The organism is Winslowiella sp. 2C04, assembly GCF_050037805.1.
GTDB classification, from domain to species: domain Bacteria; phylum Pseudomonadota; class Gammaproteobacteria; order Enterobacterales; family Enterobacteriaceae; genus Erwinia; species Erwinia toletana_A.
Genome location: NZ_CP188300.1, coordinates 1,729,148 through 1,754,440 on the forward strand (window position 1 = coordinate 1,729,148; position 25,293 = coordinate 1,754,440).

Sequence of the window (25,293 nt, forward strand, 5' to 3'; positions counted from 1 at the left end):
GATTTTATCTACTTTAAGTAGCATTATCTCTTGGAGTTATTCATCAGGAGATAAAAATGGCTACCAAGTTCAAAAACATCACCGAAAGAGCCGTATTGGCTGTCGGTTCTCTCTCGGCGGTTTCCCGCGAATTCGAATTTAAATCGGTTCAGTCCGTTGCGAACTGGATCATTAATAATCAAGTTCCTGCCGACCGCGTTATCCAGCTTTGTTCACTGGGGAGATGGGCTGTTTCACCACATGAATTACGCCCTGATATTTATCCAAACCCAAATGATGGAAAGCCCAACAAGACAGCAGCTTAACGCCTGCGGATTTTCGGCATAACTACCAAAGGAAAAGCAAGATGGTAGACATCAAAGAGACAGTAAAAGCGATGTGCAAGGCGTTACCTGGTGGCCGTGCGGCTATGGCAGGTGCATTGGGTATGACGATATGTCAGTTCAATAACAATCTGTACGAAAAAAACGGTTGTCGCTTCTTTGAGCATCACGAACTGGAAGCGATGGAAGACCTTTCCGGTACCAACCTGCTGGCGAATTACTTTGCGAGTCGTCGCGGTGCGTTGCTGGTGGACGTTCCGAAATTCGAAGAGCTGGATCAGGTTGAGTTGTTCAGTAAAGCAGTGAGAACTGCGGCTAAGCGCGGGCACGTCGATCAGTTAATTCAGCAAGCTCTTGAGGATGGCGTAATCGATGACAGTGAGGCGAAGGAAATTGAATTTCATCACGCCAAACATCTGGCGGCGCGTGATGAAGAGGTCAGGGCGGTTATCGCTCTTTTTGGTCGGACGAAAACTCAGAAAGGTTGATGCCCCGGATAGCGGTCCGGGGCATCGGCGCGAGTACTAAACAATGTGGAGTTAATAAACGCATGAACAGTTTACTCAAAAACGCAGGAATACCGCAATTGCGCTGTCGCGTTGTTTGTGGCGCGTTCTTGTATGAAGTGAATGTACAGGGCAGCTGGACAGCCAGCAACTACCAGTTTGCTAGCCGGATGGTAGAGGAAGCCCGGCAGCTTGAATGTAAGTCGCGTGACGAGGTGGGCGTATGGAGCCGGAAAAAATTGAGGTGTTCAGCTGCTCTTACCGTGATCAGCGCGGAATTATCGTCGAAGTTACCGGCGTCGACACTGCCAACCATCGCGTTATCTACCGGCGTCCTGGCTACGAATATGACTGTGTGTGTCCGCGCCGTGAATGGTCACGCAAGTTCGAGAGAGTGGAAGAATGAGTAACCTGATGCATTTGCTTGATCGCCCGATAGCTTACCAGCCGTCATTCATTGCGCTGGGTGCAGGTGTGACCGGTGCCGTTCTGCTTTCTCAATTGGTTTACTGGCATAACCGCATGGATGGTTGGTTCTACAAAACACAGGCTGAAATCACCGCTGAAACAGGTCTGACACGCTATGAGCAGGAAGGTGCGCGGAAGAAACTGATCGCCGCTGGCGTGTTGGAAGAAAAGCTGCAAGGCGTCCCGGCGAAACTATTTTTTCGCATCAATGCAGAGGCTCTGGAAGCCCGGTTATTACAGTTTGCGGGAAACCAGCATTCCAGTATGCGGAAAACCAGCAAACAAGGATGCGTAAAACCAGCAGCCAAGAATGCGGAAAAATCACAAGCAAGTTTGCAGCAAACCAACGAGCCGGTTAGTGGAAATCCCGCATCCATTCATACAGGAGATTACACAGAGACTACTACAGAGATAAAACCCTCTTGTCCGGTCGCTGCGCAACCCGACGAAAAACCGGCTGATGATTTTCTTTCCCAACATCCAACGGCCGTGGTTTACAGCATTGCTAAACGCCAGTGGGGAAGTCAGGAGGACCTGACTTGTGCTGAATGGATTTGGAAGCGCATCAAAAAGCTTTACGAAGATGCCGCCGAGTCCGACGCCGAGGTCGTTATCCCGAAAGAGCCTAACTGGACGGTCTGGGCAAATGAGGTTCGCCTGATGTGTTCGCAGGATGGCCGCACACACCGTCAGATTTGTGAGTTGTTTGGCCGGGCCAACAAGGACCCGTTTTGGTTCAAAAACATTTTGAGTCCGTCAAAACTGCGTGAAAAGTGGGAAGACCTAATTCTGAAGCTCCCCAAAAATGGCTCATGCAGCCCGGTGAAAGATGATCCGGCGTTCAGAGCAAGTTATGACGATGTCGATTACAGCCAGATACCAGACGGCTTCCGGGGGTACAGAGCAGAATGAATATTCACGAACAGGTTATCGAATTTGTCCGCGCCAACCCGCTTAGCAACACGACTCAGATCGCCAAAGGTGTTGGTTTCTCGTCCGGCCTGATGCGGGGCGTCGTCGCTGAGCTTTACAAAATGGATAAGCTTGACCGCCATTTGAGCAGCACGAAGAGCTACCAATACATGGTGAAGTCCGACGCTGAGGTTATTGCAAATGCTGAGTACTCCCGCTGCCGGAAACTGGCTGAAGAGCTGGAGGTTAAGGGCTTCTGGCGTCGCGCTGCACAGCAGTGGCTTGAAGCGATGGACAGCACACGCAGCGAAAGTCTGCTGGAGAAAGCCGCAGCACGCCGCGCTACCTGCATCAAACGGAGCGAGGGGCCACGCCAGTCCTATTACGGCGCAAGCATTGCAGACGCTTCGGCATCGTCACTCCCACCGCTGGCGCTATGGAATTACTCATGAAATCGAAACTGACCGCGCACATTACGCGCCATGAAATTTTTTATCACGGTATCCGCACCGCCTGTGTGCTGATCGTTCTTCTGCTTCTGACATTAGTAATGGAGCTGGTAAGCAAATGACTTCACTTTCAATCGTTCATAAAAACCGTGATGAATCGGCAACTGACATTGTTCCGCGCAAAACTTATTACGCTGGCCTGAAAGAGTTCTATGTCGAGCCTGGCTACAACGTCCGCGAAATCGATCAGCAGCATGTTGAAGAATTTCGGGATGCGTTCATTGCTGGTGAGGAAGTTCCGGCGCTGATTGTTCAGGTCACCGAGCAGGGCTTAAAGATTGTCGACGGCCATCACCGTTACTATGGCGCTGTGATGGCTACCGAGGCAGGCCATGAAGTGGCGCGTCTGGAATGCAAAGATGCCAAAGGCACAGAGGCCGACCGCATCGCACTGATGGTAACCAGCTCACAGGGCAGGGCACTGTTACCACTGGAACGCGCATCAGCATATCAGCGCCTGTTGAATCAGGGCTGGACGGAATCCGAGATTGCCAAGAAAGTAAAACGTTCAGTGGCTGACGTTGAGCATCACGTTCAACTGCTGGAATGTGGCGACACGCTTATTGAAATGGTCAAGGCGAAAGAGATTGCGGCCACCACTGCTGTATCGTTGTCCCGGGAACATGGCACCAAAGCTGGCAGCGTGGCTACTGAGTCACTGGCGAAAGCTAAAGCCGCGGGCAAGAAGAAACTGACTAAAGCCGCAGCACTGCCGCAGTTCAGCGCAGTGAAAGCACGTCGGCTGGTGGAATTGATGGCCCAATTTGAATTTACTGATGATGGCTATACCGCCGCAGATGAAATTTATCTGGAAGCTATGGGCATTCTTGGCGAATACCGCGACGCGCATGGAAAGCCAGCATCACCGTCAGCAGCGGCAGAAATTGAGGTGCGAAATTCTGAAATTGATGAACCAGAGCTACCTGTTCTCAATGATGAAATTCTCAGTAAAAGTGGGATTGAGGTGTGGGGCTGCATAGCCGCCGCGTTCGGCCATAAATCAGAGTACACGTTCAGCGAATCGAAGTATGCGCATACATGGGCAGCTGACTCTGTGGAACACCCTGAATACATCGTCGTACCAGCTGAGACTATTGCAAAAGCGCTGCGATTTATTAAGTCCAAGAAAGAAAGTTTGGTAATTAAAGCGTGGGTCAACGAGAGATATTCTGATCCTGAACAGCGAATTGATATGCTTCATCGCCTCACGTCAGTTTCAATCGAGATAAAGCTCGAACATGCTCTAACTGTGCCTGAATTCATCGACATGATGGAATCTGTAGACAAATCCTGCTGGACGAATGCCAGACAGCTGCGCCAGGCGTTTCGGGATTTAATCGAAAAGCGCAAAGCTGAGAGTGCTGCATGAAATTAATCCTGCCATTTCCACCGAGCGTAAACACCTATTGGCGCTCCCCTAATAAGGGGGCGTTAGCCGGTCGGCATTTGATTAGTGTAAATGGTCGAAAGTACCGCATTAATGCAACCGCTGCTGTACTGGAACAGTTAAAGCGTTACCCGCAACCAATAACCAGCGATATTGAAATTCACCTGACCCTTTATCCACCTAACAGGGCAACGCGTGACCTGGACAACTTCCAGAAAGCGCTGTTTGATAGTCTGACTCATGTGGGCGTATGGAAGGATGATAGCCAGATTAGGCGCATGCTGGTGGAATGGGGCGCTGTGACATGTCACGGCAAAGCGGAAATTACGATTAAATCATTCGAAGAGACATCGGCATGAGGGCGCTACTAAATGCTGATGTCGCACCCCGCACCGGGATTGTGCTGCTAAGACCGGGTAGCGAACTATTGGGAATGTTTACACGTGGGCGTGTACTGGTATGCAACGAACCGGATTTCATGAAAGAACTACCGACAGGGCGTGTGTCTGAGTCTGACCAGCCCTTGTTAGATGATCCGGCGCTGGCCTCATTCTTTGCGTCAGAGCGCGTTCTCAATGCTGCTGGCGGTGTGGAAAACCTGGTTAATAGTATTCGTCTGCGTAAATCCTGCGAGTGGGAATCAAGCGAAGAGGAATATCACCATCACCACCATACAGCACTTCGCACATCAACTGGTGCGGTATGCCTGTGTTATACGCACGACAACCGGTTTCGGGATATGCCGTTACCGACCCAGTTGGATTTAAAAGGGCAGAGAAACGCCTCTGAATGGATTATCGACAGAGCAAGGCGCGATTTGAACCTACCGGAAGGCCACCAGCTGACGTTACCAGAGTTATGCTGGTGGGCATCGTTGCGGGAAGTGATAGACCTGATTAACGAATCCCCTGCGCGCCGGATACTGAAAATGGCACCAGTAGTGGTGGCAACAGGCGCAAGGCGTGAAACGGAAATCGAACCTGAAGTCGCAGCCACTCAAATCATTGAAGAGGCAGCAAAGCAAATACTGGCGCTCAGAATCGATCCTGAGTCGCCTGAATCTTTCATGCTGAGGCCAAAGCGTAAGCGCTGGGAGAATGAAGTCTACACTCGCTGGGTGAAGTCACAGGCATGTGCGTGCTGTGGAAAGCAGGCTGATGATCCACACCATATCATCGGCCATGGTCAGGGCGGTATGGGTACGAAAGCACATGACCTGTTTGTTATACCGCTTTGCCGTATGCATCATGATGAACTGCATGCAGACACCCGGCGTTTTGAGGAAAATTACGGCAGTCAGATTGAGCTGCTTTTTCGGTTCCTGGATCACTCGATAGCGGTCGGCGTGATCGGTACAGGTAAAAAATAAAAATGTGGAGAGAATAATGCGTGATATTCAACTGGTATTAGAACGCTGGGGGGTCTGGTCTCGTTCGCGACCTGAAGGTGATTACTCTTCTATTGCAGCGGGATTTAAGGGGCTTATCCCTCAGGGGGCCAGCGAGCAAAGCTGCACTGACGATGACGCACTCATAATTGATGCATGCGTAGGAAGGCTTAAGCAGAAACGCCCTGAAGAGCATGCCCTATTATTCAGCCATTATGTGAAGGGTGTGTCAAAAAGGGCTCTAGCGAAGTCTTCGCGCTGCGATGAAAAACTCATCAGAATAAAATTTCAATTGGCTGAAGGTTTCATTGATGGTTGCTTGTCGATGCTTGATGTCAGGCTAGACAGTGACTAAATGGCATTAAAAAACCCGGCATTGCCGGGTTTAGAAGTTATGACGTCAGGTTCACGCTGCTTTCTTATTCTCTTTGCGCTTGCCGTGACACTCTTGAGTGCCGTCAACAGTAACCTGCTTGAGCATCTTAGGAGTTGCAGCCATAAGTTCTTCCATAGCAACTCCCATGCGCGAAAAGACATCAGAAGTCTGGAAAGACGTCTCTGAAGAAGTGCTTTTACGTGGGTGTTTCATGTTTATCTCCAAAAGCCTTTTGCAGAAGGCTAAACGAGGTCAATACCGCGTTACGATAGATTCGACCCCTTGATGGGGCTAGTATTGTACTAGTTATGTTGGGTTTGTCTACCTGATTTCAAGTATAGCCTAATACTGCATCCTTAACTTGTGCACGAGATGCTGTCATCAGAACTGTATCGCCGACAAAACCGAAATTTTTATAGTGCGCCATTACTTCTGCGTTAACTGGTTCTATCACATTAATAACGTCACAATCAACTGCTGAACAAAACAGATATGTAGCCCATAGAGTAACTAAAAGCATTCTGCCATGTAGTGGATGATCATCACGGTTACGAACGAAGCTTTCTACAAACCGGATGTCGAAGCTGTTTAGTTCAACATTATAGACGCACATTGCTGCCCCGGCAGGGAGGGGGTTTCTTTCCTCGACCAGTTTCACACAAAACTCAAATTTATTAGGACTGTTACCGTACTCAGCGAAGGCGAAATCCCAATTCAGCTCGGCGTAGTTTGTCATCATTGCCTGGAAGTCTGCATCGGTTATGGGGCCAACCGCAAGTGGGAGATTAGCTTGCTCCAATAGCATTTGAACGTTGTTAAGTGTTGAAATTGATATCTGCTCAAGATTCACAGCTTGTTCCCATCCGAATGATTTGGAAACATTATATCATGTACTAAGCGTCGAGAATGTTCTGGTTCCAAAAGTAATTACTCTTGAAAGATTGAAAAAAATCTAGTGCGGTCCGCAAGTTGATTGATAACGTGATAAGAGTGGTCACTTAGACGCATCGCTTATGATAAAGGAGCCCGCCAGTGAAGGCGGGCTTCTTGTTAAAAGAACGATCCAGCGGTAGTTCCTGCAATCGATACAAGTAATGGGTGCTCAAGAAATTTTTTTAGAAGGCCCTTCGCTGCATTCTTATCTTCCTCATTTGCTACTGAGTCATTGATTATACTGATTAATGACTCGATATTTTGCTTAAACTCTATTCTGTTATGATTTCCAATCTGAACAGTACCACCACTTACATTGATGTGCTGAGTGGTTGCTGAGGAAGCTGGCTGCATTTTTGCGGACCCCACTTGAAGCTGATAATGAGGCCCGTACGTACCAAGGGAATTGTTAAAAAACTCACACGATTTGATCAATTTTATCTCCTCCTTTTGGTTTGGGAGTGTACGAATTACCTTATCCCCATCATCAATATCTGCATTAGGATCGTCAATTATTACTGTGCTGCCGGCGAAAGTGCCCTTGTAGGGACCTAAGCGAGTTCCGTCACTTTTCTCGATAAATGCAGGCTCTTGCTTACTAATCATTTGTAATTTCTCCATGTGAATTAGAACTTAAACACTAAGTGTGAGAATGCCGTGTAATTATAGATTTAAAAACAACCAGTAAATTTATTTTCATTCAGCCCCTCAACTGTTGAGAGGACGCTACAGCAATAAGGGGGCTAAATGTCCGATCCAGTTTCAGGCGCTACGGTTGCCGGTGGTGCGTTGACTGGTGCCAGCATCTTTGGACTGTTTACCGGCACTGATTACGGCGTTGTGTTTGGCGCGTTTGCAGGCGCAGTTTTTTACGTAGCCACTGCCGCTGACTTAAGCCTGAAGCGACGCGCAGCTTATTTCTTCGTTTCATACATCGCTGGTGTTTATGGTGCGGGTCTGGTTGGTTCAAAACTCGCCAGCATAACGCACTACAGCGACAAACCGCTTGATGCTCTCGGGGCAGTAATCCTTTCCGCGCTGACGATTAAGATACTCACTTTCGCCAGTCAGCAGGACCCCTCGACATGGCTTAGGCGGTGGAGAGGGGGAAGCAATGGTAATAACTGATCCGCTCGTTCTGACGAATGTAGCCACGTGTGCCGCTATCGTCCTGAGGCTTATGTGTTTTCGTAAAAGGGGAGCCAGGCACAACTGGTGGGCCAGTTGGCTGGCCTACCTGATCATCATCGCGTATGCGTCGGTGCCGTTCCGCTACTTCTTTGACTATTACACCAACACCCACTGGGCGTCGGTTATCTTGAACTTAATTATCTGTGTCGCCGTGTTTAGGGCTCGGGGAAACGTGGCGCAGATATTCAGCGTGCTGAGGTCTCAATGAATCAATCCCAATTTCAGCAGGCGGCTGGAATCAGCGCCGGGTTAGCAGCGCGTTGGTTTCCTCATGTAGATGCGGCTATGAAAGAGTTTGGCATCAATCTTCCCTTGGAAAAAGCGATGTTCATTGCACAGGTCGGTCATGAGTCAGCCAGCTTTACTGCCACGGTTGAAAACTTCAATTACAGCGTTCAGGCATTAATCAATACTTTCGTTCCGAAGCGTCTCTCTCGCGACCAGGCTTTAATGCTGGGCCGTAAGCCAGGGGAGTCCGCACTGTCTCTTGAGCGGCAGCGCGCAATAGCCAACCTTGTTTATCAGAAGCGCTTTGGGAACAACCTCTCGGGCGATGGGTGGAAGTATCGCGGGCGCAGTTTGATTCAGACAACGTTTCTCGGCAACTATCGGTCAACAGGTAACGGAATAAAACTCGATCTGGTGAGCAATCCTGAGTTGCTGGAGAAAGATGAGCACGCGGCACGTGCGGCGGCGTGGTTCTTCGTTTCTAAAGGTTGTCTGCGCTGGTCGAATAATGTGGAACATACAACAAAGATCATTAACGGTGGTGATAACGGGCTTGCTGATCGCCTAGCGCGTTTTAAAGTTGCCAGAGCGGTGTTGGCATGAGTCGCACATTAATCATTTGTGGCGTAGCAATATGGTTGGTAATGACCTTACTTAGCGGTGCTGCGATTTATTATCATGGGCAGTACAGCGTTCAGTTAGGAGTTAATGAAGATTTGCAGCGTAATAACGTTCAGCAAGCATCATTGATCGCAACACAGTCATTCCAGTTCAACCGCTTTAATCAGATAGCATTAGCTGCTGGTAAATATGCTATGACAATCGGCGGCAAGGCTCAGGAGAAAGAGATTGAGTATCGCAACATCATCAAAACTGAACCGACCTGTGCTCTCGCTGTGCCTGATGATATCGCTGGCCGGTTGCTCGACTACGCGAACCGTCTACGTGCCAGCGCAATGCACGCCGATCCCGGCATCGCTGACAGCTCCGGTTCTCGCACCGCTCCCGCCAGCACCCTGAATTATTGCCAAGCGGTGTTGTGGATTGACCCTCTGCTTACGGCGATTGACCAGGCCAACAGCCAACTGGCTGGCATCCGAAACATTGAACACACCCGACAAGGAAAATAACCCATGAGTGAAGCAAAACCGCAGGATGGAAGCACAGTAAAGGGCTACCGCACGTTAACTACAGGCGATATCGAAGTCATGAATCGATTGAAAGATGTAAGTCGTCACTTTCTCAACCTCCTGGAAACCTCCAAAGAGACAGGTGCTGATCCGCGCTGGGTAGCTCTGGCTAAAACGCAAATGCAGCTGGCTTGCATGTTTGCCTGTCGCGCAGTTGCTCAACCAGACGACGACTGCTGAGTGAGCATCACAAGACGAAGTTGAAATAGACCTTATGATGCTTCAAGCAAAATTCTGAAAAGAAATTACCTTTTGTGGTATTAACTCATCAGTTCTGAAAATCTTGTTTCCGCTTCTTCTTTAGAAGAAAGAAAATGACTAGGAGAAATATTTATTTTATCCCCAGCATCGGTTATCCAACGGACTCCAATTTCATGCTTGAGAATATTTCCTTCAGTGAGAACAATGTCATCGGGAGCTATGCTACATGTAAACCAGCGACCGCAGCCACTCTCCAACAAGTACACAATACGGTGGCTGGTAGGGTGAGTTTCTCTTTTGACTACTTTTAAAATCTTCACATTAATCATTAAAGCACCCCTTTAGAATTTTAGTCATTAAACCAAATGCATTCGCAATGTTTAGTATGTTTGCTATCAAACGACAATAACTTAAGTTACTGAGGTAACCAATGCCAGAAATAATTACAGAACAGATTAATTAGTTTGAACTGCTGTCCACGCTCGGTTATGAAACCTCAGCTACAAAGATTGCGGTCGAGTTCATCAAGAACGTTCCTTTTAAGCATCTCCTGTTCATCAAGCTTTTCAACCGTATATACACCCATGAGCAGGCAGGCATGATAATTTCCGCTTCCCCTTTAAGTGTCTGTATTAAAAGCAGAAGCGGCAATTCACTGGTTCGCGTGACAACGTGGGCAGCTGAATAAACACCAAAGTTGGGCGTTAACTTTGGCTTTCAGTAAAAACCGCTGTTAAAGCAAATATCGCCATCACCTCAAAGCAGGACACTTCATATGAGCAATCCTAAAAATTTTATATACATCACCATGAATGATTCTGGTAACGATCTGACGTGTAATGCCGGGGTGGCTCGTTACAATACAAATGGCTGTATGACATTTAAATTTGGTTGTACTGGTGACAAATCAATCCCTGACCAACTTTTGGTGATTGACAGGCGGTCAGATACGGCAGTGATTAATTGTAAGTCTTCAACAGAAATGACAATCAACGATAAGATTCATGGAGTCGTTTCTAAGTATCTCACTGGCGACGCTACTGAACTCTTGTCAGCGCTGGTGGATGAGCTGATATCTGTTATCGATAAGCGCGATGCATTACCGATTGAATCTCTGAACCTCAAAGGTGGCCTGATAGCGAAGCATTGCTCAGATGGCTGGCGTGCCAGTGTCAGGCAATCAACACTTAAAGCCAATGGTATTGAGGAAGGGTTAGAGTCAATCATTTCTGAGCGGGTCACTAAGCAAATCAAAAAAGAATTACTGCCAGGCGGGCTGCTTCATCGCAGCATGTGGAAGTAATGCCAGCCGCAATCCCCCGGGCCTGCCGCAAGCATGGCTGCGGAAAGACCACGACAGACCGCTCCGGTTACTGTGATGACCACCGGTACGAAGGCTGGACTCAGCACCAGCGAGGACAGAACCGACATCAGCGTGGATACGGCAGCAAATGGGATATCCTCCGCGCCCGGATTCTCCAGCGCGATAAGCACCTCTGTCAGAACCATATGAAGCAGGGTAAGCCAGTACCGGCATCCACGGTTGACCACATTATCCCCAAAGCACATGGCGGCACAGACGACGACAACAATCTGCAATCGTTGTGCTGGGCTTGCCACAAGGCCAAGACAGCCAAGGAGAGAATTAAATGACAACAGAAGAACAAACCCTGTTGATGTTCAAAGGGCTGACCGCATCATTATCTGAAGGGCAATTGGTGAAATATAAAGCGGCAGAACAAAAAATTCGTGACGTTCTGGCAGAGTACCCTGAAGGTGAAGGAGTACTCGCCATTGGGCTGATATGCGCGGGAATGCAGGTAAATGAGAATTAATAGCAACGCTCACTCATGTGATAGTTATTCTCATTTGTGCGGGAGGGCGGGTCAAAAGTTCAGGGCTTTGCCCCCAAAGGACCGCCGCCTAACTTTTTGTCGCACCGCCGCAGGTTAGAAAACTTTTTTATGGGTATCCCTAACAGCGATTAATAGGAGTTTTCGATTATGTCCGGACCGCCGAGAACCCCGACAGCTCTGCGTTTGGTTAAGGGGAACCCATCCAAACGCGCTCTTAACAAGTCAGAGCCAAAACCCCCTTCAGGGGTACCCCCTACTCCGAAGCACTTTAATAAACAAGAAAAGTATTGGTTCAAGCGCATTGGCGAGGAGCTGAACTGCTCCAACGTGATTACCAGGCTTGATGGTATGGCGCTCGAACTTCTTATCGGCGCTTACGTTGAATGGCGTAAACATCGAGACGTGATCGATCAGGTTGGCGAGACTTACAACGTAACAAACATGGCAGGGGAGACTTTAGTAAAAGCACATCCGCAGGTTGCGATGATGTCCGATGCCTGGAAACGTTTGAGGGCAATGATGTCCGAATTCGGTATGACTCCAGCCGCCCGCAGCAAAGTCAGCGGCGAAGGGCAAGGAGAGGCTGATCCACTTGAAGAATTTTTGAAAAAGCGCAAATGATGAATGGCAACGGTTTCAGAAGGTATTCAGTACGCCGAGCGCGTGCTGTCCGGCGAGATTGTTGCTGGCGAACTGGTACGCCTGGCGTGTCAGCGATTCCTTAATGATTTAGAGCACGGGCCGGAGCGCGGCGTCTACTTCAATGAGGACAGCGCCCAGCACATCCTCGATTTTTATAACTTTGTGCCTCACGTAAAAGGTGCCCTAGCAGGCAAGCCCATCACGCTGATGGCGTGGCACGTGTTCATACTGATAAACATTTTCGGCTTTGTCGTTCCACTAATCGATGAGATGACCGGTAAGCAGGTTCTTGACGAGGATGGCGACACGGTAATGGTGCGCCGGTTCCGCACTGCTTATGACGAAGTAGCGCGTAAAAATGCCAAGTCGACGCTTTCTTCCGGTATCGGTCTGTATATGACCGGTGCCGACGGGGAAGGTGGCGCAGAGGTTTATTCAGCGGCAACCACCCGTGACCAGGCGCGTATTGTTTTCGACGACGCCAAAAACATGATCAAGAAAGCCCCCCGCACGCTGGGGCGCTTATTTGGTCACGTCAAGCTGAACATTCATCAGGAGCGCAGCGCATCCAAGTTTGAGCCGCTGTCCAGCGACGCAAATAATCTTGACGGCCTGAACATTCACTGCGGAATCGTCGATGAGCTACACGCACATCGTACCCGTGACGTGTGGGATGTTTTGGAGACGGCCACAGGTGCGCGTCTTCAGTCGTTGTTGTTCGCCATCACCACCGCCGGAACTAATAAAGAGGGCATTTGCTTCGAGCAGCGCGACTACGCCATCAAGGTGTTGCGCGGCGTGGTGGAGGACGATACCTATTTTGCCCTTATCTACACGCTGGATGAAGGCGACGATCCTTTCGATGAGGCAAACTGGCCGAAAGCGAATCCCGGACTCGGCATCTGTAAGCGATGGGACGATATGCGCCGCCTGGCGAAAAAGGCCAAAGAGCAAGTGGCTGCTCGCCCGAACTTTTTCACCAAGCATCTCAATATCTGGGTCACAGCCGAAAGTGCCTGGATGGATATGGATCGGTGGGACAAGTGTAATGACATCGCATCAGATGATGAATTGGTCAAATGGCCGTTATGGGTCGGTATCGACCTTGCCAACAAAATAGACATTTGTGCAGCTGTGAAAACGTGGCTGGCCCCCAACGGCCATACGCACACGAAGTCTAAATTCTGGATACCCGAAGGTCGCCTTGAGACGGCACCCAAACATATTTCTGAGCTTTACCGAAAGTGGGCAGATGCGGGCTATCTTGAGCTGACAGATGGTGACGTTATCGATCACGCTTCTATTAAAGCCGAAGTAGAGGCATGGGTAAAAGGCGAGAGTCTGAAAGAAATCGCGTTTGACCCGTGGAGTGCTACGCAGTTTAGTCTGGCTCTTGCAGAAGAAGGATTGCCGCTGGTGGAGGTTGCCCAGACGGTAAAAAACCTCTCGGAGGCAATGAAGTCAGTTCAGGCCGATGTTTACGGCAGCAAAATACATCACGACGGCAACCCTGTAATGACGTGGATGATGTCAAACGTTACCGTGCGCCCGGACAAAAACGACAACATATTCCCAAACAAATCCACGCCAGAAAACAAAATCGATGGTCCGGTGGCGCTGTTTACCGCGAAAAGCCGCCTGCTGGTAAATGGCGGTGATGATAAGCAGGATTTAACCGACTTCTTCGAAGATCCAATAATTGCAGGTATCTGATGAAATCAAAAAAGAAACCGGGGCGCGTTAAAAGCGCCATTTTAGACTGGCTGGGCGTCCCAATCAGCCTTACGAATGGAAACTTCTGGCAGGAGTGGATTGGAACCAGTAGCAGCGGAAAGACGGTGACCGTTGATAAGGCAATCAAACTTTCTGCAGTATGGGCCTGCGTCCGATTGTTAAGCGAGTCGGTATCTACACTGCCGATGAAGGTTTATAAAAGGGAAAAGGATGGTTCCCGGGGGCTGGCAACAGAACATCCAGCTTATCAAGTACTCTGTAAGCAGCCTAACGGAGAAATGACACCATCCAGATTCATGCTGATGCTGGTGGCCAGCATTTGCTTACGGGGGAATGCCTTCATCGAAAAACTGATGATAGGGCAGAAGCTTGTTGGACTAACACCACTATTGCCGCAGAACATGGTTGTGAAGCGGCTTGATAACGGGCAACTCCAGTACACCTATACCGACAAAAATGGTAAGCGCGTTATACCGTTGAAAAACATGATGCACATTCGCGGATTCGGGCTTGATGGCGTCTGCGGCATGATGCCCATGATGACTGGCCGGGACGTGATCGGATCGGCGATGTCGGTTGAAGAGTCAGCCGCCAAAATATTTGAGAACGGCATTCAGAATTCAGGCTTTATCAGTACCAAGAGCGATATTAACCCTGAGCAGCGGGCGCGTCTGAAGAATAATTTATCGACCTTTGTTGGTTCAAAGAATGCCGGTAAGGTCATGGTTCTTGAAGGGGATATGACATACCAGGGCGTAACGATGAATCCTGAAGACGCACAGATGCTGGAAAGTCGCTCTTTCAGCATTGAGGAAATTTGTCGATGGTTCAGAGTTCCGCCATTCATGGTGGGACATATGACCAAGCAGAGTAGCTGGGCATCCAGCCTTGAGGGAGTGAACCTGCTGTTCCTTACCAATACTCTGCGCCCGCTGCTGGTGAATATTGAGCAGGAGATTGCCCGCTGTCTGCTGGGTAACGATGAGGATTACTTTGCTGAATTCTCTGTTGAAGGTCTGCTTCGTGCCGACAGCGCTGGCCGTGCAGCATATTACACCACCGCGCTGCAGAACGGCTGGATGAGCCGCAATGATGTCCGCAGGCTGGAGAACTTGCCGCCGATTCCGGGTGGTGAAATTTATACAGTACAGTTGAATCTAACAGCGCTGGAAGACTTGAGAGAAAATAACAGGGCAACCAGAGCAAAAGCCCTGATGGATTTACACAACCAGCTTTTCCCCGATCTTTCCTTCGAAAACTCACCGCTAAAAAAAGCGGCTTAGGAGCTATTCCCATGACACTGAAAAGCCTTCCGGCAGCTCCGGCAGGGCGGCCTTATGCGCTCTCAAAACGGGACCTGCCATCGGCAGCAATGGAGCGCTGGAACGGGGGCATTAAAGCCGCGAAGCCCGATGAAAACAGCATCTCAGTATTTGATGTAATTGGCGCGGATTATTGGGGTGACGGCGTGACCGCCAGCCGGATTGCCGGGGCGCTGCGTTCAATCGGCGGCGCTGACGTGACGGTAAACATCAACTCACCAGGCGGCGATATGTTTGAAGGTCTGGCGATTTACAACCTGCTTCGTGAGTACGAAGGCAAGGTGACCGTCAAAGTGATGGGCCTCGCCGCATCAGCCGCGTCAATTATCGCAATGGCCGGTGATGAGGTTCAGATCGGGCGCGGCGCGTTCCTGATGATTCATAACTGCTGGGTATACGCGATGGGCAACCGTCACGACCTCGGGCAAATCGCTGCGGATATGGAGCCTTTTGATAAAGCAATGGCTGATATCTACGCCGCACGCAGCGGCCTGAGTATTGAGGATATCGGCAGCATGATGGATGGCGAGACCTATATCGGCGGCAGCGATGCAGTTAATAAAGGCTTCGCTGACCGCCTCTTGTCCGCTGATGAAATCTCTGACGATGACGACAGCCCTGCAGCAGCATTGCGCAAGCTCGATGCGCTGCTGGCGAAAACCGATACGCCGCGCTCAGAACGGCGGAAATTACTGAAAGCTTTATCAGGCAGTAAGCCAGGCGCTGCTGCCGCCCCTGAAGGTAAGCCGGGCGCTACCGAAGAAATAAATCCAGAAAACTTACAAACTCTTGAAAACGCGCTGGCCGCGTTCGGCAAATAAGGAATACCCATGTCTGAAGTAAACGAAATCCTGAAGAAAGTCACCGCCAGCATTGAAGAGGCTAACAGCAAATTCAGCGCGAAAGCAGAAGAAGCCCTGAAAGAAGCGAAAAAGTCAGGCTCACTTTCCGAGGAAACGAAAGCTGCTGTTGATAAAATGGCATCCGAATTCAACGCCCTGCGCGAAGCGGAAAAAACACTCAAGGCCGCACTTGGCGACCTTGAACAGCACGTTGCCCAGATGCCGCTCAACAATGCTGCTAAAACTGTTGAAACGCTGGGTCAAGTGGTTATCAGCAACGAAGCGCTGAAAGCCTTTGCCGCCAGCGTTGACGGTGGCAAGCGCATCAGTGTACCGGTCAACGCTGCCCTTCTGTCTGGTGGCGTTCCTGACGGAGTGGTTGAACCACAGCGCCTGCCGGGCATTGACACTGCACCGAAACAGCGCCTGTTTATTCGTGACCTGATCGCGCCGGGACGCACCAAATCCCCGGCTATTTTCTGGGTGCAGCAGACGGGCTTTACTAATAACGCGGCTGTGGTTCCTGAAGGGACTACCAAGCCATACAGTGAAATCGAGTTCACGCCAAAAATCACCGGGGTGTCGACCGTCGCCCACATGTTTAAAGCTTCAAAACAGATTCTGGATGACTTTTCGCAGCTGCAGTCGACTATTGATGCCGAAATGCGGTTTGGGCTGAAATGTGTCGAAGAGCAGGAAATTCTGTTTGGTGACGGTACCGGCGTTCATCTTCACGGCATTGTTCCACAGGCATCAGCATTCGCGGCTGCATTCTCTGTTGAACAACAGAGTGGAATTGACGATCTGCGTCTGGCTATGCTGCAGGCTCAGCTGGCTCGTTTCCCGGCATCCGGCCACGTACTGCACTTTATTGACTGGGCGAAAATTGAACTGACCAAAGACAGCCTGGGTCGTTACATTCTGGCTAATCCTTCCGCACTTGCTGGTCCGACGCTGTGGGGGCTGCCGGTGGTGGCAACTGAAGCTGCCGCGTTCCAGGGCAAGTTCCTGACCGGGGCATTCAACGCCGCCGCGCAGCTGTTTGACCGCGAGGACGCCAACGTGGTGATCTCCACCGAGAACGCTGACGACTTTGAGAAAAACATGATTTCTATTCGTTGCGAAGAGCGTCTGGCGCTGGCGGTTAAACGCCCTGAAGCGTTTGTCTATGGCTCATTCACTGCGCCCGCTGCTGGCGGCCAATAATTTCAATTTATAACAACGGCCTGCGGGCCGTTTTTTTACAGGAAATATTCATGAAACTGCGATCCATTAAGCCTATTTATTACCAAGGTAATGTGCTGACCGAGGGCAGCGAGTTTGAAACTCCCGAACAGCATGGACGTGAACTGATCCAGCGAGGGTATGCGGAAGCGCCGGACAGTAAAAAAGTGACCGGCGACACCGCTGATTCCAGGTCGAAAGGCAAAACCAAATAAGAGGTTTTTTTATGCTGACCGTCGATCAGGTTAAGCATCACTGCAACATCGAGCAGGATTTCAAGGAGGATGACGCCTGGCTAGCGGCTCGTATTAAAGCGGCGGTGCGTTATGTGGAAAACTATACGCGCCGCACGCTTTATGAAAATGCAGACGATCCGGTTTATATGGCTGACTCAGACGCGCTGCTATATGGCGAGGATGTTGAAACCGCCATGCTGATGCTGATCGCACACTGGTATGCAAATCGCGAGGCGGTGGTGACCGGGGTCAGCGTGGCTAATCTTGACTTTGCTGTTGAAGCCTTCCTTCAGCCTTACAGGATTTATGGCGTATGAGAGCAGGACCAATGCGTTATCGGGTGATGCTCCAGAGGCGGGCAGCAGGGCGGTTGCCGTCCGGACAGCCTGCAACAGGGTGGACCGATATAAAAAGCGTGAGAGCATCAATAGCAGACGTTTCCGGGCGTGAGCTGATGAATTCTGGTGCAGAAGTCGCCGGGACGACCTCACGAATTTGGATACGTAACAATCTGTCCGAAAGAATCACCAGCGGATGGCGTGTAGTCCATAACCCGCCGACAGGTAAGGGGGAAGTCTACGACATTAAATCTGTTATTTCCGCTGAGAACGGCACCCGTCTGGAACTGTTGTGTGAAGAGGGGGTGAAACAGTGATCGGCTCAAACCTTGATTTTTCTGGGCTTAACGAAATAGCCAGGGAACTGGAACTGCTCAGTAAAGCTGAGACCCGCCAGGTGCTCCGTCGTTCGGTCAGGGCCGGTGCCGACCTTATCAGGCAGGAGGTCGTGGACGCGGCTCCTGAAAGGACCGGTAAGCTCAAAAGAAACATTGTTGTGCTGTTTGGTAAAGGGGCACCCGGTGATGTGGTGGCGGGCGTGCATATTCGCGGAACAAATCCTGATACGGGCAACAGCGACAACAAAACGAAAGCATCATCGCCTAACAACGCCTTTTACTGGCGCTATGTTGAGGAGGGAACGTCAAAAATGGCTGCGCATCCTTTTGTGCGTCCTGCGTATGACAGAAAGCAGGAAGAGGCGGCCAAAGCTGCTTTTGATGAGCTGAACCGGGCCATTGACGGAGTGCTGGGAAAATGACCGAGGCCGATATCTACTCGCTGATCGCCGGGCTGGCGGGCGGGAATGTTTTTCCTTATGTGGCACCGACAGGAACTGCCGCACCCTGGGTAGTTTTCCTGCTCCCTTCGGCAAATACGGCGGATGTATTGTGCGGAAGTGCGGAGAAGGCTACCACGCTGCAAGTTGACGTATGGGCTAAATCCACCGATGAAGCGCGGTCCATCCGCGCACAGGTGCAGGCTGCGCTAAGCCAGCTTGATCCCGTTTCTCTGAATGAAATAAATGACTATGAGCCTGACACGTCGCTTTACCGCGCAACGCTTGAAGTTCAGCTCTGGACTTAAACCCTGAATCAGCCGCCTACGGGCGGTTTTTTACTATCTGGAGATACCCATGTCCTCAAAGTATGAAAAAACGCAGGGAACGCAGATTAACGTTTCTGCAGACCCGGCAACACAGGCAAATCCTTCCGGTGCGACCTGGCAAAGTATCAAATGCTCGACGAAGGAAATCAGTTATACCGGCGGCCAGAAGTCGGACATTGAAACCACCACGCTCTGTTCAACCGAGCAGGAAATGACAAACGGCCTGGCGGCACCGGGTGAGATGACCATTTCAGGAAACTGGGCTGTCGATGAGGGCCAGGACACATTGCGCACCGCTTACGACAGTGATGCGCAGCACGCCTTTCAGGTGATCTTCCCGTCAGGTAATGGCTATGCGTTTCTGGCTGAAGTTCGTCAGAACAGCTGGGGAGCGGGTACTGCAGGAGTGGTAACCGCCTCTTTCACTCTTCGCGTAAAAGGTAAGCCTGTCCCGATTGTACCGGCACCCGCTGCAGGTTAACAACAGCGGCGAAAGCCGCTTTCTCTGATGATGGATGAGAGTAAAAAATGGCAAAAAATGTATCGACTGCTTTACTGCGCGATTTGGCGCTGGCTCCGATGTCGGGATTTCGCAGCAAGATCGTGTCCGTGCCTGAATGGGAAAATGCAAAGGTAAAACTGCGTGAGCCTTCGGGACAGGGGTGGATTGAATGGCAGCAAATTATGTCTCCGGAAAACCCCAAAACTCAGGAGGACGAGACAGAGGCGCTGACGGCGGCGCAGCTCGCCAGGCGTAATAAAAGCGCGGATGTGGTGCTGTTGATTGACGTCCTGCTGGATGAAGCAGATATGCCCGTATTCACAGCAGACGATAAACCGCTGGTGGAAAACATTTACGGGCCGGTACATGCGCGCCTGCTTAAACAGGCTCTCGATCTCAGCACTTCACAGGCTGAAGCTGAAAAAAAGTAAAAGAGCCTGGCACCTTCTTTCTGATGACCCTCGCGTTAAGACTGAACCGCACCCTGCATGAGCTGAAAAACACGCTGACCGCCAGTGAGCTTCGCATGTGGATTGAATACGACGCGGTGAATCCCCTGAGTGACCGGCGCGGGGACATTCAGGCGGCTCAGATAGCCACTGCGGTATTCAATTCGCAGGGGGCGAAAGTGAAGCTCGACGAAATGCTGATCCAGTGGGGGCAGCCAGAGGTTGCAGATCGAGGCGACGGGCTGGAAGAATTCTTCGCGGCGATGGCCGGTTAGCAGACTTTAAACAGGATTACTTATGGCTACGCTGCGCGAACTTATTATCAAAATCTCTGCCAATTCGACGTCATTCCAGACTGAAATCGCGCGTGCTTCAAGGATGGGGTCCGATTATTACCGCACGATGGAGCAGGGTGGGCGGAGGGCTGCTGCCGCTGCGCGGGAAAGCCAGAGGGCCATTCAGGAGCTGAATGATCAGCTGGTGACTACCCGTGAAACCGCTCTGGAGATGACGGGCGTTTTTGCGGGCGCATTTGCGACCGGTCACCTTATCGGACTGGCAGATAGCTGGAATGCTGTTAATGCGCGACTAAAGCTGGCGTCGCAGTCCACCAGTGAGTTTGCGACCGTACAGAAATCGCTGATGGACATCAGCCAGCGGACCGGCACAACGTTTGGTGACAATGCCGACCTGTTTGCCCGCTCAGCCGCATCAATGCGTGAATTCGGCTACAGCGCACAGGAGGTACTGAGAGTGACTGAGGCCGTTTCAACCGGCCTGAAGCTCTCAGGTGCCAGCGCTCAGGAAAGCAGCTCGGTAATCACTCAGTTCAGCCAGGCGCTGGCGCAGGGTGTATTACGCGGTGAGGAATTTAACGCCGTCAACGAAGCGGGTGATCGCGTTATCCGTGCGCTGGCTGCGGGCATGGGCGTTGCCCGTAAAGACCTGAAAGCGATGGCCGATCAGGGCCAGCTGACTATCGATAAAGTGGTGCCAGCCCTGACCAGCCAGTTAGAAAAGCTGCGTGGTGAGTTTTCATCGCTGCCCGACTCCGTTTCAGGATCGGTCACCAAAGTTGAGAACGCCTTTCTGCAGTGGGTTGGCGAAACAAATAAAACGTCAGGCGCGACAGCAACGCTGTCCGGCGTACTTGAGGGGGTGGCGAAAAATATCGATTCGGTGGCAACAGTGACGGGGGCGTTGGTTGCCGTGGGTGCCGCACGATTTTTTGGTGGCATGGCCTCCGGTGCCGTGTCGGCTTCGGTGGGGATCGTTACCGCTTACAAAAGTGAGGTTGCGCTGACGCAGGCGCAAATCCGCGGTACCCAGATATCAACCGCCCGCGCCCGCGCTGCAGTGTATCGCGCACAGCAGGCGCTGGTTGCGGCGCGTGCCACAACAGGGCAGGAGGCGGCTGAAAGGCGTCTTGCCGCTGCACAGGCTGCGCTGACCCGTAACGTCAACGCCCGCTCAGCCGCGCAGGAAAGGCTCAACACGATGACCTCGCTTGGCTCAAGGCTGACGAACAGCGTACTCGGGCTGGTGGGCGGCATTCCGGGGCTGGTCATGCTCGGTGCCGGTGCCTGGTTCACTATGCATCAGCGTCAGGAGCAGGCGAGAGAATCTGCACGGGCGTACATCAATACGCTGGAAGAAGTTAAAAACGCCGCGCCGAAAATGGTGCTGACGGAGGTCTCTGATAATCAGGGGCTGACCCGGAGCGCACTGAGTGAACAAAACCGACTGGTCGCTGAACAGGTCGAAAAGGTGAATAAGCTGAAAACCGAGATTAAAGGTTATCAGCAGATTATTGCCAGCCCCGGCCCGTCGGTTGGCGGCTTCCTCATTAATCACCTTACCAGCCTTGAAAGTGTTTCCGCCGGGCTTGAACAGGCAACGTCAGATTTACTGGTTGAGCAGGAAAGGCTCAATCAGATGCAGGAGAAATCACAGAGCATTCAGGTGGTTCTGGAAGCTCTTGAACATCGCCGCGTAACCCTTATCCGTGAGCAGGCCGCCGGGCAGAATGCAGCCTATCAGTCGCTGCTGATGATGAATGGACAGCACACTGAATTTAACCGGCTTATGTCGCTGGGTAATCAATTGTTACAGACCCGAAGCGGCCTTCAGAACGTGCTCATGCGCATTCCATCCGCGCAGCTTGATACAAAGCAAACCTCTCTTTTGCAGAGGTCCGAGCGGGATAACGTGATAGCGGGGCTTTCTGGCATCGAACGCATCCGGAAGCAGGCTGAATACTCCGCTGATGATGCCGGGCTGACCAGCACGCCTGAATATGCTGAGGCGCGACAGAAGTTCATCAGCAATACGGTTGAAGCGTGGCAGAAGCAGGAAAAGCTCTCTGAATCGCTGAAGTCAGGCAATAAGGCGCTGAGCGATCAGGCGAAGGAGCAGCGATCTGCCGCTCAGGTTGCCGAACAGTACGCACGTAAAATTGCCGATTTGAGTGTGGCTACAGAAGTGCAGAAAGTCCGCGCAACGCAGGGTGAGAAAGCAGCCGATCTCTATGCCGCGTCTCATGAGAACGGAACCAAGTGGACTGAGGAACAGCGCAAGGCTATTCAGGCATCATCAACCGATCTGGCTCGCTGGACGCAAAAGGCTGATGAAGCGGTACGCAAGCAGCGTGAAATGGCCGATGCGCTGAAGGACCTGCGTGAAGCAACGCGAAAATATCAGGACGACGCTGCGCTTACTACCGGCACCGCCGGTATGGGTGACCGGCAGCGTGATTACTTTAATGAAAAGCAACAGATTTGGCGAGTGTACGACAAAACGGACAAAGGCGCGGAAGATGTGGCCGCCAGAATCGCCGCCCTGAATGCCCTGGATAAAAAGTATCAGGCAATCGCAGCATCGGAATCAAGCTGGCTTAACGGGGTTTCCCGTGGTTATCAGAACTGGCTGGAGAGTACCGGCAACATCGCCGGAAGCGTTTCTCAGGGGATCACCTCCACTATGGACAGTGCGCTGGATAACGTCTCTGCAATGTTAGTTGGTAGTCAGGCCGACTGGAAAAGCTGGAGCGTCTCCGTTCTGCAGATGATCTCCAAAGTCGCCCTGCAAATGGCGGTTGTCAATGCGATGGGCGGCGGCTCGTCATGGGGGGGACTCTTCGGCTCGATTGTCAGCAGCGTGGGCGGAGCGGCGGCAGGTGCGTCAGGCGCAGCTGCGGGAAGTGGCGCAATGGGATTGCCCACCAGTTACTCCGGATACGATGGCGGTGGTTTTACAGGCAGCGGTGGGAAATATGAGCCTGCTGGCGTCGTGCATAAGGGTGAGTTCGTTTTTACCAAAGAGGCCACGGATCGTATCGGCGTTTCGAACCTCTACAGCATGATGCGGGGGTATGCGAACGGCGGCATCGTGGCTGGCGCTGCGGGAATTGGTGCGTTTTCTTCCGGGGTAAATACGGCCTCGGGTGGGGGAGCGCCGCAGGTTTACATCACCATAGACAGCAACGGTAAATCCTCTGCTCAGTCATCTTCTGGCTGGGAGCAATTTGGCGCGGAAATTGGGTCATTCGTGGATCAGCGATACAAGAAAAACCTGATGAGGGATTTACAGCCCGGAGGAGATATCTGGAATGCTAATAAAGGCAGGTAATCAATGGCGTTAGAAACATTCACCTGGTGCCCGAGAACAGATGCTGAAGCGGACGTTAAACACCGCGTTCGTAAAGCTCAGTTCGGCGACGGTTATGCGCAGGTTGCCGGAGATGGATTAAATACCCGGTCACAGGAATGGGCACTTAATTTCGTGGGTGACGAGGCATATATTCAGGCCATCAGGGAGTTTCTTGACCGAATGGGTGGCATCAGGGCATTCCAATGGAAACCGCCGCTTTATCCGCTGGGGCTTTGGCGCTGCGAGGAATATAAGCCCGTGGCGCTCGGTGCGGGAAAATATTCTCTTGATGCAACATTTATTCAGGCTTTCAGACCATGATTAACAGCGATATTCAGAAACTTGAGCCGGGTAATAAAATCAGGCTTTTAGAAGTTGATGGCAGCAAGTTTGGTGCGGATATTCTTCGCTTTCATAATTATAACCTTCCTCATACTGAAGCGGAAATCATCGCCGCCGGTGGAGATGAAAGTAAGTTGCCCGCAAAGTCCCTCTGGTGGCAAGGGAAGGAGTACGGGCCGTGGCCGGTTAATATTGAGGGGATTGAAGCTTCGACAACCGGCAGTAGCGCACAGCCGAAACTCACCGTTGCTAATCTGGACAGTTCAATCACTGCAATGTGTCTGGTATACGACGATATGCTGCAGGCAACCGTCACTATTCATGACACGCTGGCGCAATATCTGGATGCGAGAAACTTTGCGGAGGGCAACAGCACCGCCGACCCGGTGCAGGAAAAGCTGCAGGTATTTTATATCGACTCGAAAAGCCTGGAGACTAACCAGGTGGTCGAGTTCACGCTTACCAGCCCGATGGATTTGCAGGGGCTGATGATCCCCACGCGCCAGCTGCACTCCCTGTGTACGTGGTGCATTCGCGGAAAGTACCGCACCGGCGATGGTTGCGACTATGCCGGTACCCGATACTTCGACAAAAACAACAATCCGGTCAGTGACCCTTCACAGGATGTCTGCAACGGCACATTATCGGCCTGCAAACTTCGCTTTGGCGACAACGACGAGTTGCCGTTTGGCGGGTTTCCCGGCACCTCCCTGCTCAAGAGCTAATCATGCGTGATAAAACGATTAAGGCCATTATGGCGCATGCCGAGTTGTGCTATCCGCAGGAATGCTGCGGCGTGGTCGCGCAAAAGAGCCGGGTAGAACGTTATTTCTCATGCCGCAATCTGGCCGCTGAGCCGACCGAGCATTTCCATCTCGATCCGCAGGGCTATGCTGACGCGGAGGACTGGGGAACGGTGATAGCCGTAGTCCACAGCCACCCAGACGCAACAACGCAGCCAAGCGATCTGGACAAGGCCCAATGTGACGCCACTGAATTGCCCTGGCATATCGTCAGCTGGCCGGAGGGGGATTTACGTACCATCATGCCGCGCGGGGAACTGCCGTTACTCGAGCGACCATTCGTGCTGGGACATACGGACTGCTGGGGGCTGGTGATGAGCTATTTCAGGCAGCAGCACGGCATAGAGCTTACAGATTACCGGGTCGATTATCCGTGGTGGGAGAGCGGCGCAGAAAACCGCTATCTGGATAACTGGTATGAGTGTGGGTTCCGGGAGTTTAGCGGAGAGCCACAGCCGGGCGATCTGGTGATTATGCAGGTACAGGCACCAGTTGCGAATCATGCTGGCGTGCTGCTGGCTGATAACATGCTGCTGCACCACATGTACGGCATGTTGAGCCAGCGCGTGCCGTATGGCGGTTACTGGCGGGAACGAACTGTAAAAGTCGTGAGACACAAGGATATGCTTTAGTTGTC

Annotated in this window: 39 protein-coding genes; 35 read left to right on the forward strand and 4 right to left on the reverse strand. The window is 51.5% G+C overall.

The annotated features are described in order from the left end of the window. The first annotated feature begins 56 nt into the window (after positions 1–56). From ACP3TC_RS07485 to ACP3TC_RS07530, 10 genes are all read left to right on the forward strand, one after another. A complete protein-coding gene (locus ACP3TC_RS07485) occupies positions 57–305 on the forward strand; it encodes a YdaS family helix-turn-helix protein (protein ID WP_426817896.1) in 249 nt (82 codons plus the stop codon). Between the two features lie 41 nt (positions 306–346). Beyond that, on the forward strand, positions 347–811 hold the full coding sequence (locus ACP3TC_RS07490) for a YmfL family putative regulatory protein (RefSeq protein ID WP_426817897.1): 465 nt from the start codon (positions 347–349) through the stop codon (positions 809–811). A 241-nt stretch (positions 812–1,052) separates the two neighbouring features. After that, entirely contained in the window at positions 1,053–1,235 is a 183-nt protein-coding gene (locus ACP3TC_RS07495; protein ID WP_426817898.1) for a DUF4222 domain-containing protein, read from the forward strand. Beyond that, on the forward strand, positions 1,232–2,209 hold the full coding sequence (locus ACP3TC_RS07500) for a primosomal protein I (protein ID WP_426817899.1): 978 nt from the start codon (positions 1,232–1,234) through the stop codon (positions 2,207–2,209). Before ACP3TC_RS07495 ends, ACP3TC_RS07500 begins: the two co-directional genes overlap by 4 nt. Continuing rightward, positions 2,206–2,661: a PerC family transcriptional regulator gene (locus ACP3TC_RS07505; RefSeq protein ID WP_426817900.1), complete on the forward strand. Its 456-nt coding sequence runs from the start codon at positions 2,206–2,208 to the stop codon at positions 2,659–2,661. Before ACP3TC_RS07500 ends, ACP3TC_RS07505 begins: the two co-directional genes overlap by 4 nt. Beyond that, entirely contained in the window at positions 2,658–2,780 is a 123-nt protein-coding gene (locus tag ACP3TC_RS07510) for a hypothetical protein (protein WP_426817901.1), read from the forward strand. The genes ACP3TC_RS07505 and ACP3TC_RS07510 overlap by 4 nt, the downstream gene beginning before the upstream one ends. After that, positions 2,777–4,087 carry a ParB/RepB/Spo0J family partition protein gene (locus ACP3TC_RS07515; RefSeq protein ID WP_426817902.1) on the forward strand — a complete coding sequence of 437 codons (1,311 nt, stop codon included), beginning with the start codon at positions 2,777–2,779 and terminating at the stop codon, positions 4,085–4,087. The genes ACP3TC_RS07510 and ACP3TC_RS07515 overlap by 4 nt, the downstream gene beginning before the upstream one ends. Next, the gene (locus ACP3TC_RS07520; RefSeq protein ID WP_426817903.1) at positions 4,084–4,464 is read left to right on the forward strand and encodes a RusA family crossover junction endodeoxyribonuclease; all 381 of its coding nucleotides are present in this window, start codon (positions 4,084–4,086) and stop codon (positions 4,462–4,464) included. Before ACP3TC_RS07515 ends, ACP3TC_RS07520 begins: the two co-directional genes overlap by 4 nt. After that, complete coding sequence (locus tag ACP3TC_RS07525) at positions 4,461–5,474, forward strand: DUF968 domain-containing protein (RefSeq protein ID WP_426817904.1); 1,014 nt, start codon at positions 4,461–4,463, stop codon at positions 5,472–5,474. The genes ACP3TC_RS07520 and ACP3TC_RS07525 overlap by 4 nt, the downstream gene beginning before the upstream one ends. A 16-nt stretch (positions 5,475–5,490) precedes the next feature. Beyond that, positions 5,491–5,847, forward strand: coding sequence for an antiterminator Q family protein (locus ACP3TC_RS07530; protein ID WP_426817905.1), 357 nt, complete (start codon positions 5,491–5,493; stop codon positions 5,845–5,847). 51 nt (positions 5,848–5,898) lie between these two features. On the opposite strand, the gene ACP3TC_RS07535 is transcribed toward ACP3TC_RS07530, so the two are convergent. The 3 genes from ACP3TC_RS07535 to ACP3TC_RS07545 form a co-directional block, all read right to left on the reverse strand. Next, positions 5,899–6,081 (reverse strand): hypothetical protein, encoded by a 183-nt coding sequence (locus ACP3TC_RS07535; RefSeq protein ID WP_426817906.1) that lies wholly within the window; start codon positions 6,079–6,081, stop codon positions 5,899–5,901. A 118-nt stretch (positions 6,082–6,199) separates the two neighbouring features. Further along, complete coding sequence (locus tag ACP3TC_RS07540; protein WP_426817907.1) at positions 6,200–6,718, reverse strand: hypothetical protein; 519 nt, start codon at positions 6,716–6,718, stop codon at positions 6,200–6,202. Between the two features lie 200 nt (positions 6,719–6,918). Then, complete coding sequence (locus ACP3TC_RS07545) at positions 6,919–7,407, reverse strand: hypothetical protein (RefSeq protein WP_426817908.1); 489 nt, start codon at positions 7,405–7,407, stop codon at positions 6,919–6,921. A 141-nt stretch (positions 7,408–7,548) separates the two neighbouring features. Here ACP3TC_RS07545 and ACP3TC_RS07550 point away from each other — a divergent pair, with 141 nt between their 5' ends. The 5 genes from ACP3TC_RS07550 to ACP3TC_RS07570 are packed head-to-tail and all read left to right on the forward strand — an operon-like array spanning position 7,549 to position 9,590. Next, a complete protein-coding gene (locus ACP3TC_RS07550; protein ID WP_426817909.1) occupies positions 7,549–7,929 on the forward strand; it encodes a phage holin family protein in 381 nt (126 codons plus the stop codon). Next, positions 7,916–8,200, forward strand: a complete 285-nt coding sequence (locus ACP3TC_RS07555; RefSeq protein ID WP_426817910.1) for a phage holin family protein — start codon at positions 7,916–7,918, stop codon at positions 8,198–8,200. Before ACP3TC_RS07550 ends, ACP3TC_RS07555 begins: the two co-directional genes overlap by 14 nt. Then, positions 8,197–8,823 carry a glycoside hydrolase family 19 protein gene (locus ACP3TC_RS07560; protein WP_426817911.1) on the forward strand — a complete coding sequence of 209 codons (627 nt, stop codon included), beginning with the start codon at positions 8,197–8,199 and terminating at the stop codon, positions 8,821–8,823. The genes ACP3TC_RS07555 and ACP3TC_RS07560 overlap by 4 nt, the downstream gene beginning before the upstream one ends. Beyond that, complete coding sequence (locus ACP3TC_RS07565) at positions 8,820–9,350, forward strand: hypothetical protein (RefSeq protein ID WP_426817912.1); 531 nt, start codon at positions 8,820–8,822, stop codon at positions 9,348–9,350. The genes ACP3TC_RS07560 and ACP3TC_RS07565 overlap by 4 nt, the downstream gene beginning before the upstream one ends. A 3-nt stretch (positions 9,351–9,353) precedes the next feature. Continuing rightward, positions 9,354–9,590, forward strand: a complete 237-nt coding sequence (locus tag ACP3TC_RS07570; protein ID WP_426817913.1) for a DUF7681 family protein — start codon at positions 9,354–9,356, stop codon at positions 9,588–9,590. 80 nt (positions 9,591–9,670) lie between these two features. On the opposite strand, the gene ACP3TC_RS07575 is transcribed toward ACP3TC_RS07570, so the two are convergent. Beyond that, a complete protein-coding gene (locus ACP3TC_RS07575; protein ID WP_426817914.1) occupies positions 9,671–9,940 on the reverse strand; it encodes a hypothetical protein in 270 nt (89 codons plus the stop codon). A 446-nt stretch (positions 9,941–10,386) separates the two neighbouring features. Between ACP3TC_RS07575 and ACP3TC_RS07580 the strand changes: the two genes are divergently transcribed. From ACP3TC_RS07580 to ACP3TC_RS07675, 20 genes are all read left to right on the forward strand, one after another. After that, on the forward strand, positions 10,387–10,914 hold the full coding sequence (locus ACP3TC_RS07580) for a hypothetical protein (RefSeq protein ID WP_426817915.1): 528 nt from the start codon (positions 10,387–10,389) through the stop codon (positions 10,912–10,914). Then, positions 10,914–11,264, forward strand: a complete 351-nt coding sequence (locus ACP3TC_RS07585; protein WP_426817916.1) for an HNH endonuclease — start codon at positions 10,914–10,916, stop codon at positions 11,262–11,264. Before ACP3TC_RS07580 ends, ACP3TC_RS07585 begins: the two co-directional genes overlap by 1 nt. After that, positions 11,261–11,446: a hypothetical protein gene (locus ACP3TC_RS07590; RefSeq protein ID WP_426817917.1), complete on the forward strand. Its 186-nt coding sequence runs from the start codon at positions 11,261–11,263 to the stop codon at positions 11,444–11,446. The genes ACP3TC_RS07585 and ACP3TC_RS07590 overlap by 4 nt, the downstream gene beginning before the upstream one ends. A gap of 168 nt (positions 11,447–11,614) precedes the next feature. Continuing rightward, positions 11,615–12,088: a phage terminase small subunit P27 family gene (locus tag ACP3TC_RS07595; RefSeq protein ID WP_426817918.1), complete on the forward strand. Its 474-nt coding sequence runs from the start codon at positions 11,615–11,617 to the stop codon at positions 12,086–12,088. A 3-nt stretch (positions 12,089–12,091) separates the two neighbouring features. Beyond that, complete coding sequence (locus tag ACP3TC_RS07600) at positions 12,092–13,822, forward strand: terminase large subunit (protein ID WP_426817919.1); 1,731 nt, start codon at positions 12,092–12,094, stop codon at positions 13,820–13,822. Then, complete coding sequence (locus tag ACP3TC_RS07605; protein WP_426817920.1) at positions 13,822–15,126, forward strand: phage portal protein; 1,305 nt, start codon at positions 13,822–13,824, stop codon at positions 15,124–15,126. The genes ACP3TC_RS07600 and ACP3TC_RS07605 overlap by 1 nt, the downstream gene beginning before the upstream one ends. A gap of 11 nt (positions 15,127–15,137) precedes the next feature. Then, a complete protein-coding gene (locus ACP3TC_RS07610) occupies positions 15,138–15,986 on the forward strand; it encodes a head maturation protease, ClpP-related (protein ID WP_426817921.1) in 849 nt (282 codons plus the stop codon). Between the two features lie 9 nt (positions 15,987–15,995). After that, positions 15,996–17,213, forward strand: a complete 1,218-nt coding sequence (locus tag ACP3TC_RS07615; protein WP_426817922.1) for a phage major capsid protein — start codon at positions 15,996–15,998, stop codon at positions 17,211–17,213. Between the two features lie 50 nt (positions 17,214–17,263). Continuing rightward, on the forward strand, positions 17,264–17,446 hold the full coding sequence (locus ACP3TC_RS07620; RefSeq protein WP_426817923.1) for a hypothetical protein: 183 nt from the start codon (positions 17,264–17,266) through the stop codon (positions 17,444–17,446). Between the two features lie 11 nt (positions 17,447–17,457). Further along, a complete protein-coding gene (locus tag ACP3TC_RS07625) occupies positions 17,458–17,784 on the forward strand; it encodes a head-tail connector protein (protein WP_426817924.1) in 327 nt (108 codons plus the stop codon). 26 nt (positions 17,785–17,810) lie between these two features. After that, positions 17,811–18,122 (forward strand): phage head closure protein, encoded by a 312-nt coding sequence (locus tag ACP3TC_RS07630; protein ID WP_426818252.1) that lies wholly within the window; start codon positions 17,811–17,813, stop codon positions 18,120–18,122. Next, a complete protein-coding gene (locus tag ACP3TC_RS07635) occupies positions 18,119–18,565 on the forward strand; it encodes an HK97-gp10 family putative phage morphogenesis protein (RefSeq protein WP_426817925.1) in 447 nt (148 codons plus the stop codon). Before ACP3TC_RS07630 ends, ACP3TC_RS07635 begins: the two co-directional genes overlap by 4 nt. After that, complete coding sequence (locus ACP3TC_RS07640) at positions 18,562–18,891, forward strand: DUF3168 domain-containing protein (protein ID WP_426817926.1); 330 nt, start codon at positions 18,562–18,564, stop codon at positions 18,889–18,891. The genes ACP3TC_RS07635 and ACP3TC_RS07640 overlap by 4 nt, the downstream gene beginning before the upstream one ends. A gap of 49 nt (positions 18,892–18,940) precedes the next feature. Then, the gene (locus tag ACP3TC_RS07645) at positions 18,941–19,393 is read left to right on the forward strand and encodes a phage tail tube protein (RefSeq protein ID WP_426817927.1); all 453 of its coding nucleotides are present in this window, start codon (positions 18,941–18,943) and stop codon (positions 19,391–19,393) included. A 47-nt stretch (positions 19,394–19,440) separates the two neighbouring features. Further along, positions 19,441–19,845, forward strand: a complete 405-nt coding sequence (locus ACP3TC_RS07650) for a phage tail assembly chaperone (RefSeq protein ID WP_426817928.1) — start codon at positions 19,441–19,443, stop codon at positions 19,843–19,845. A 23-nt stretch (positions 19,846–19,868) separates the two neighbouring features. After that, a complete protein-coding gene (locus ACP3TC_RS07655) occupies positions 19,869–20,138 on the forward strand; it encodes a phage tail assembly protein T (protein WP_426817929.1) in 270 nt (89 codons plus the stop codon). Positions 20,139–20,160: 22 nt separating this feature from the next. Continuing rightward, complete coding sequence (locus ACP3TC_RS07660) at positions 20,161–23,490, forward strand: phage tail tape measure protein (RefSeq protein ID WP_426817930.1); 3,330 nt, start codon at positions 20,161–20,163, stop codon at positions 23,488–23,490. 3 nt (positions 23,491–23,493) lie between these two features. After that, positions 23,494–23,832, forward strand: a complete 339-nt coding sequence (locus ACP3TC_RS07665) for a phage tail protein (RefSeq protein WP_426817931.1) — start codon at positions 23,494–23,496, stop codon at positions 23,830–23,832. Beyond that, positions 23,829–24,578 (forward strand): phage minor tail protein L, encoded by a 750-nt coding sequence (locus tag ACP3TC_RS07670; RefSeq protein WP_426817932.1) that lies wholly within the window; start codon positions 23,829–23,831, stop codon positions 24,576–24,578. Before ACP3TC_RS07665 ends, ACP3TC_RS07670 begins: the two co-directional genes overlap by 4 nt. Positions 24,579–24,580: 2 nt before the next feature. Beyond that, complete coding sequence (locus ACP3TC_RS07675; RefSeq protein ID WP_426817933.1) at positions 24,581–25,288, forward strand: C40 family peptidase; 708 nt, start codon at positions 24,581–24,583, stop codon at positions 25,286–25,288. Positions 25,289–25,293: the final 5 nt, after the last annotated feature.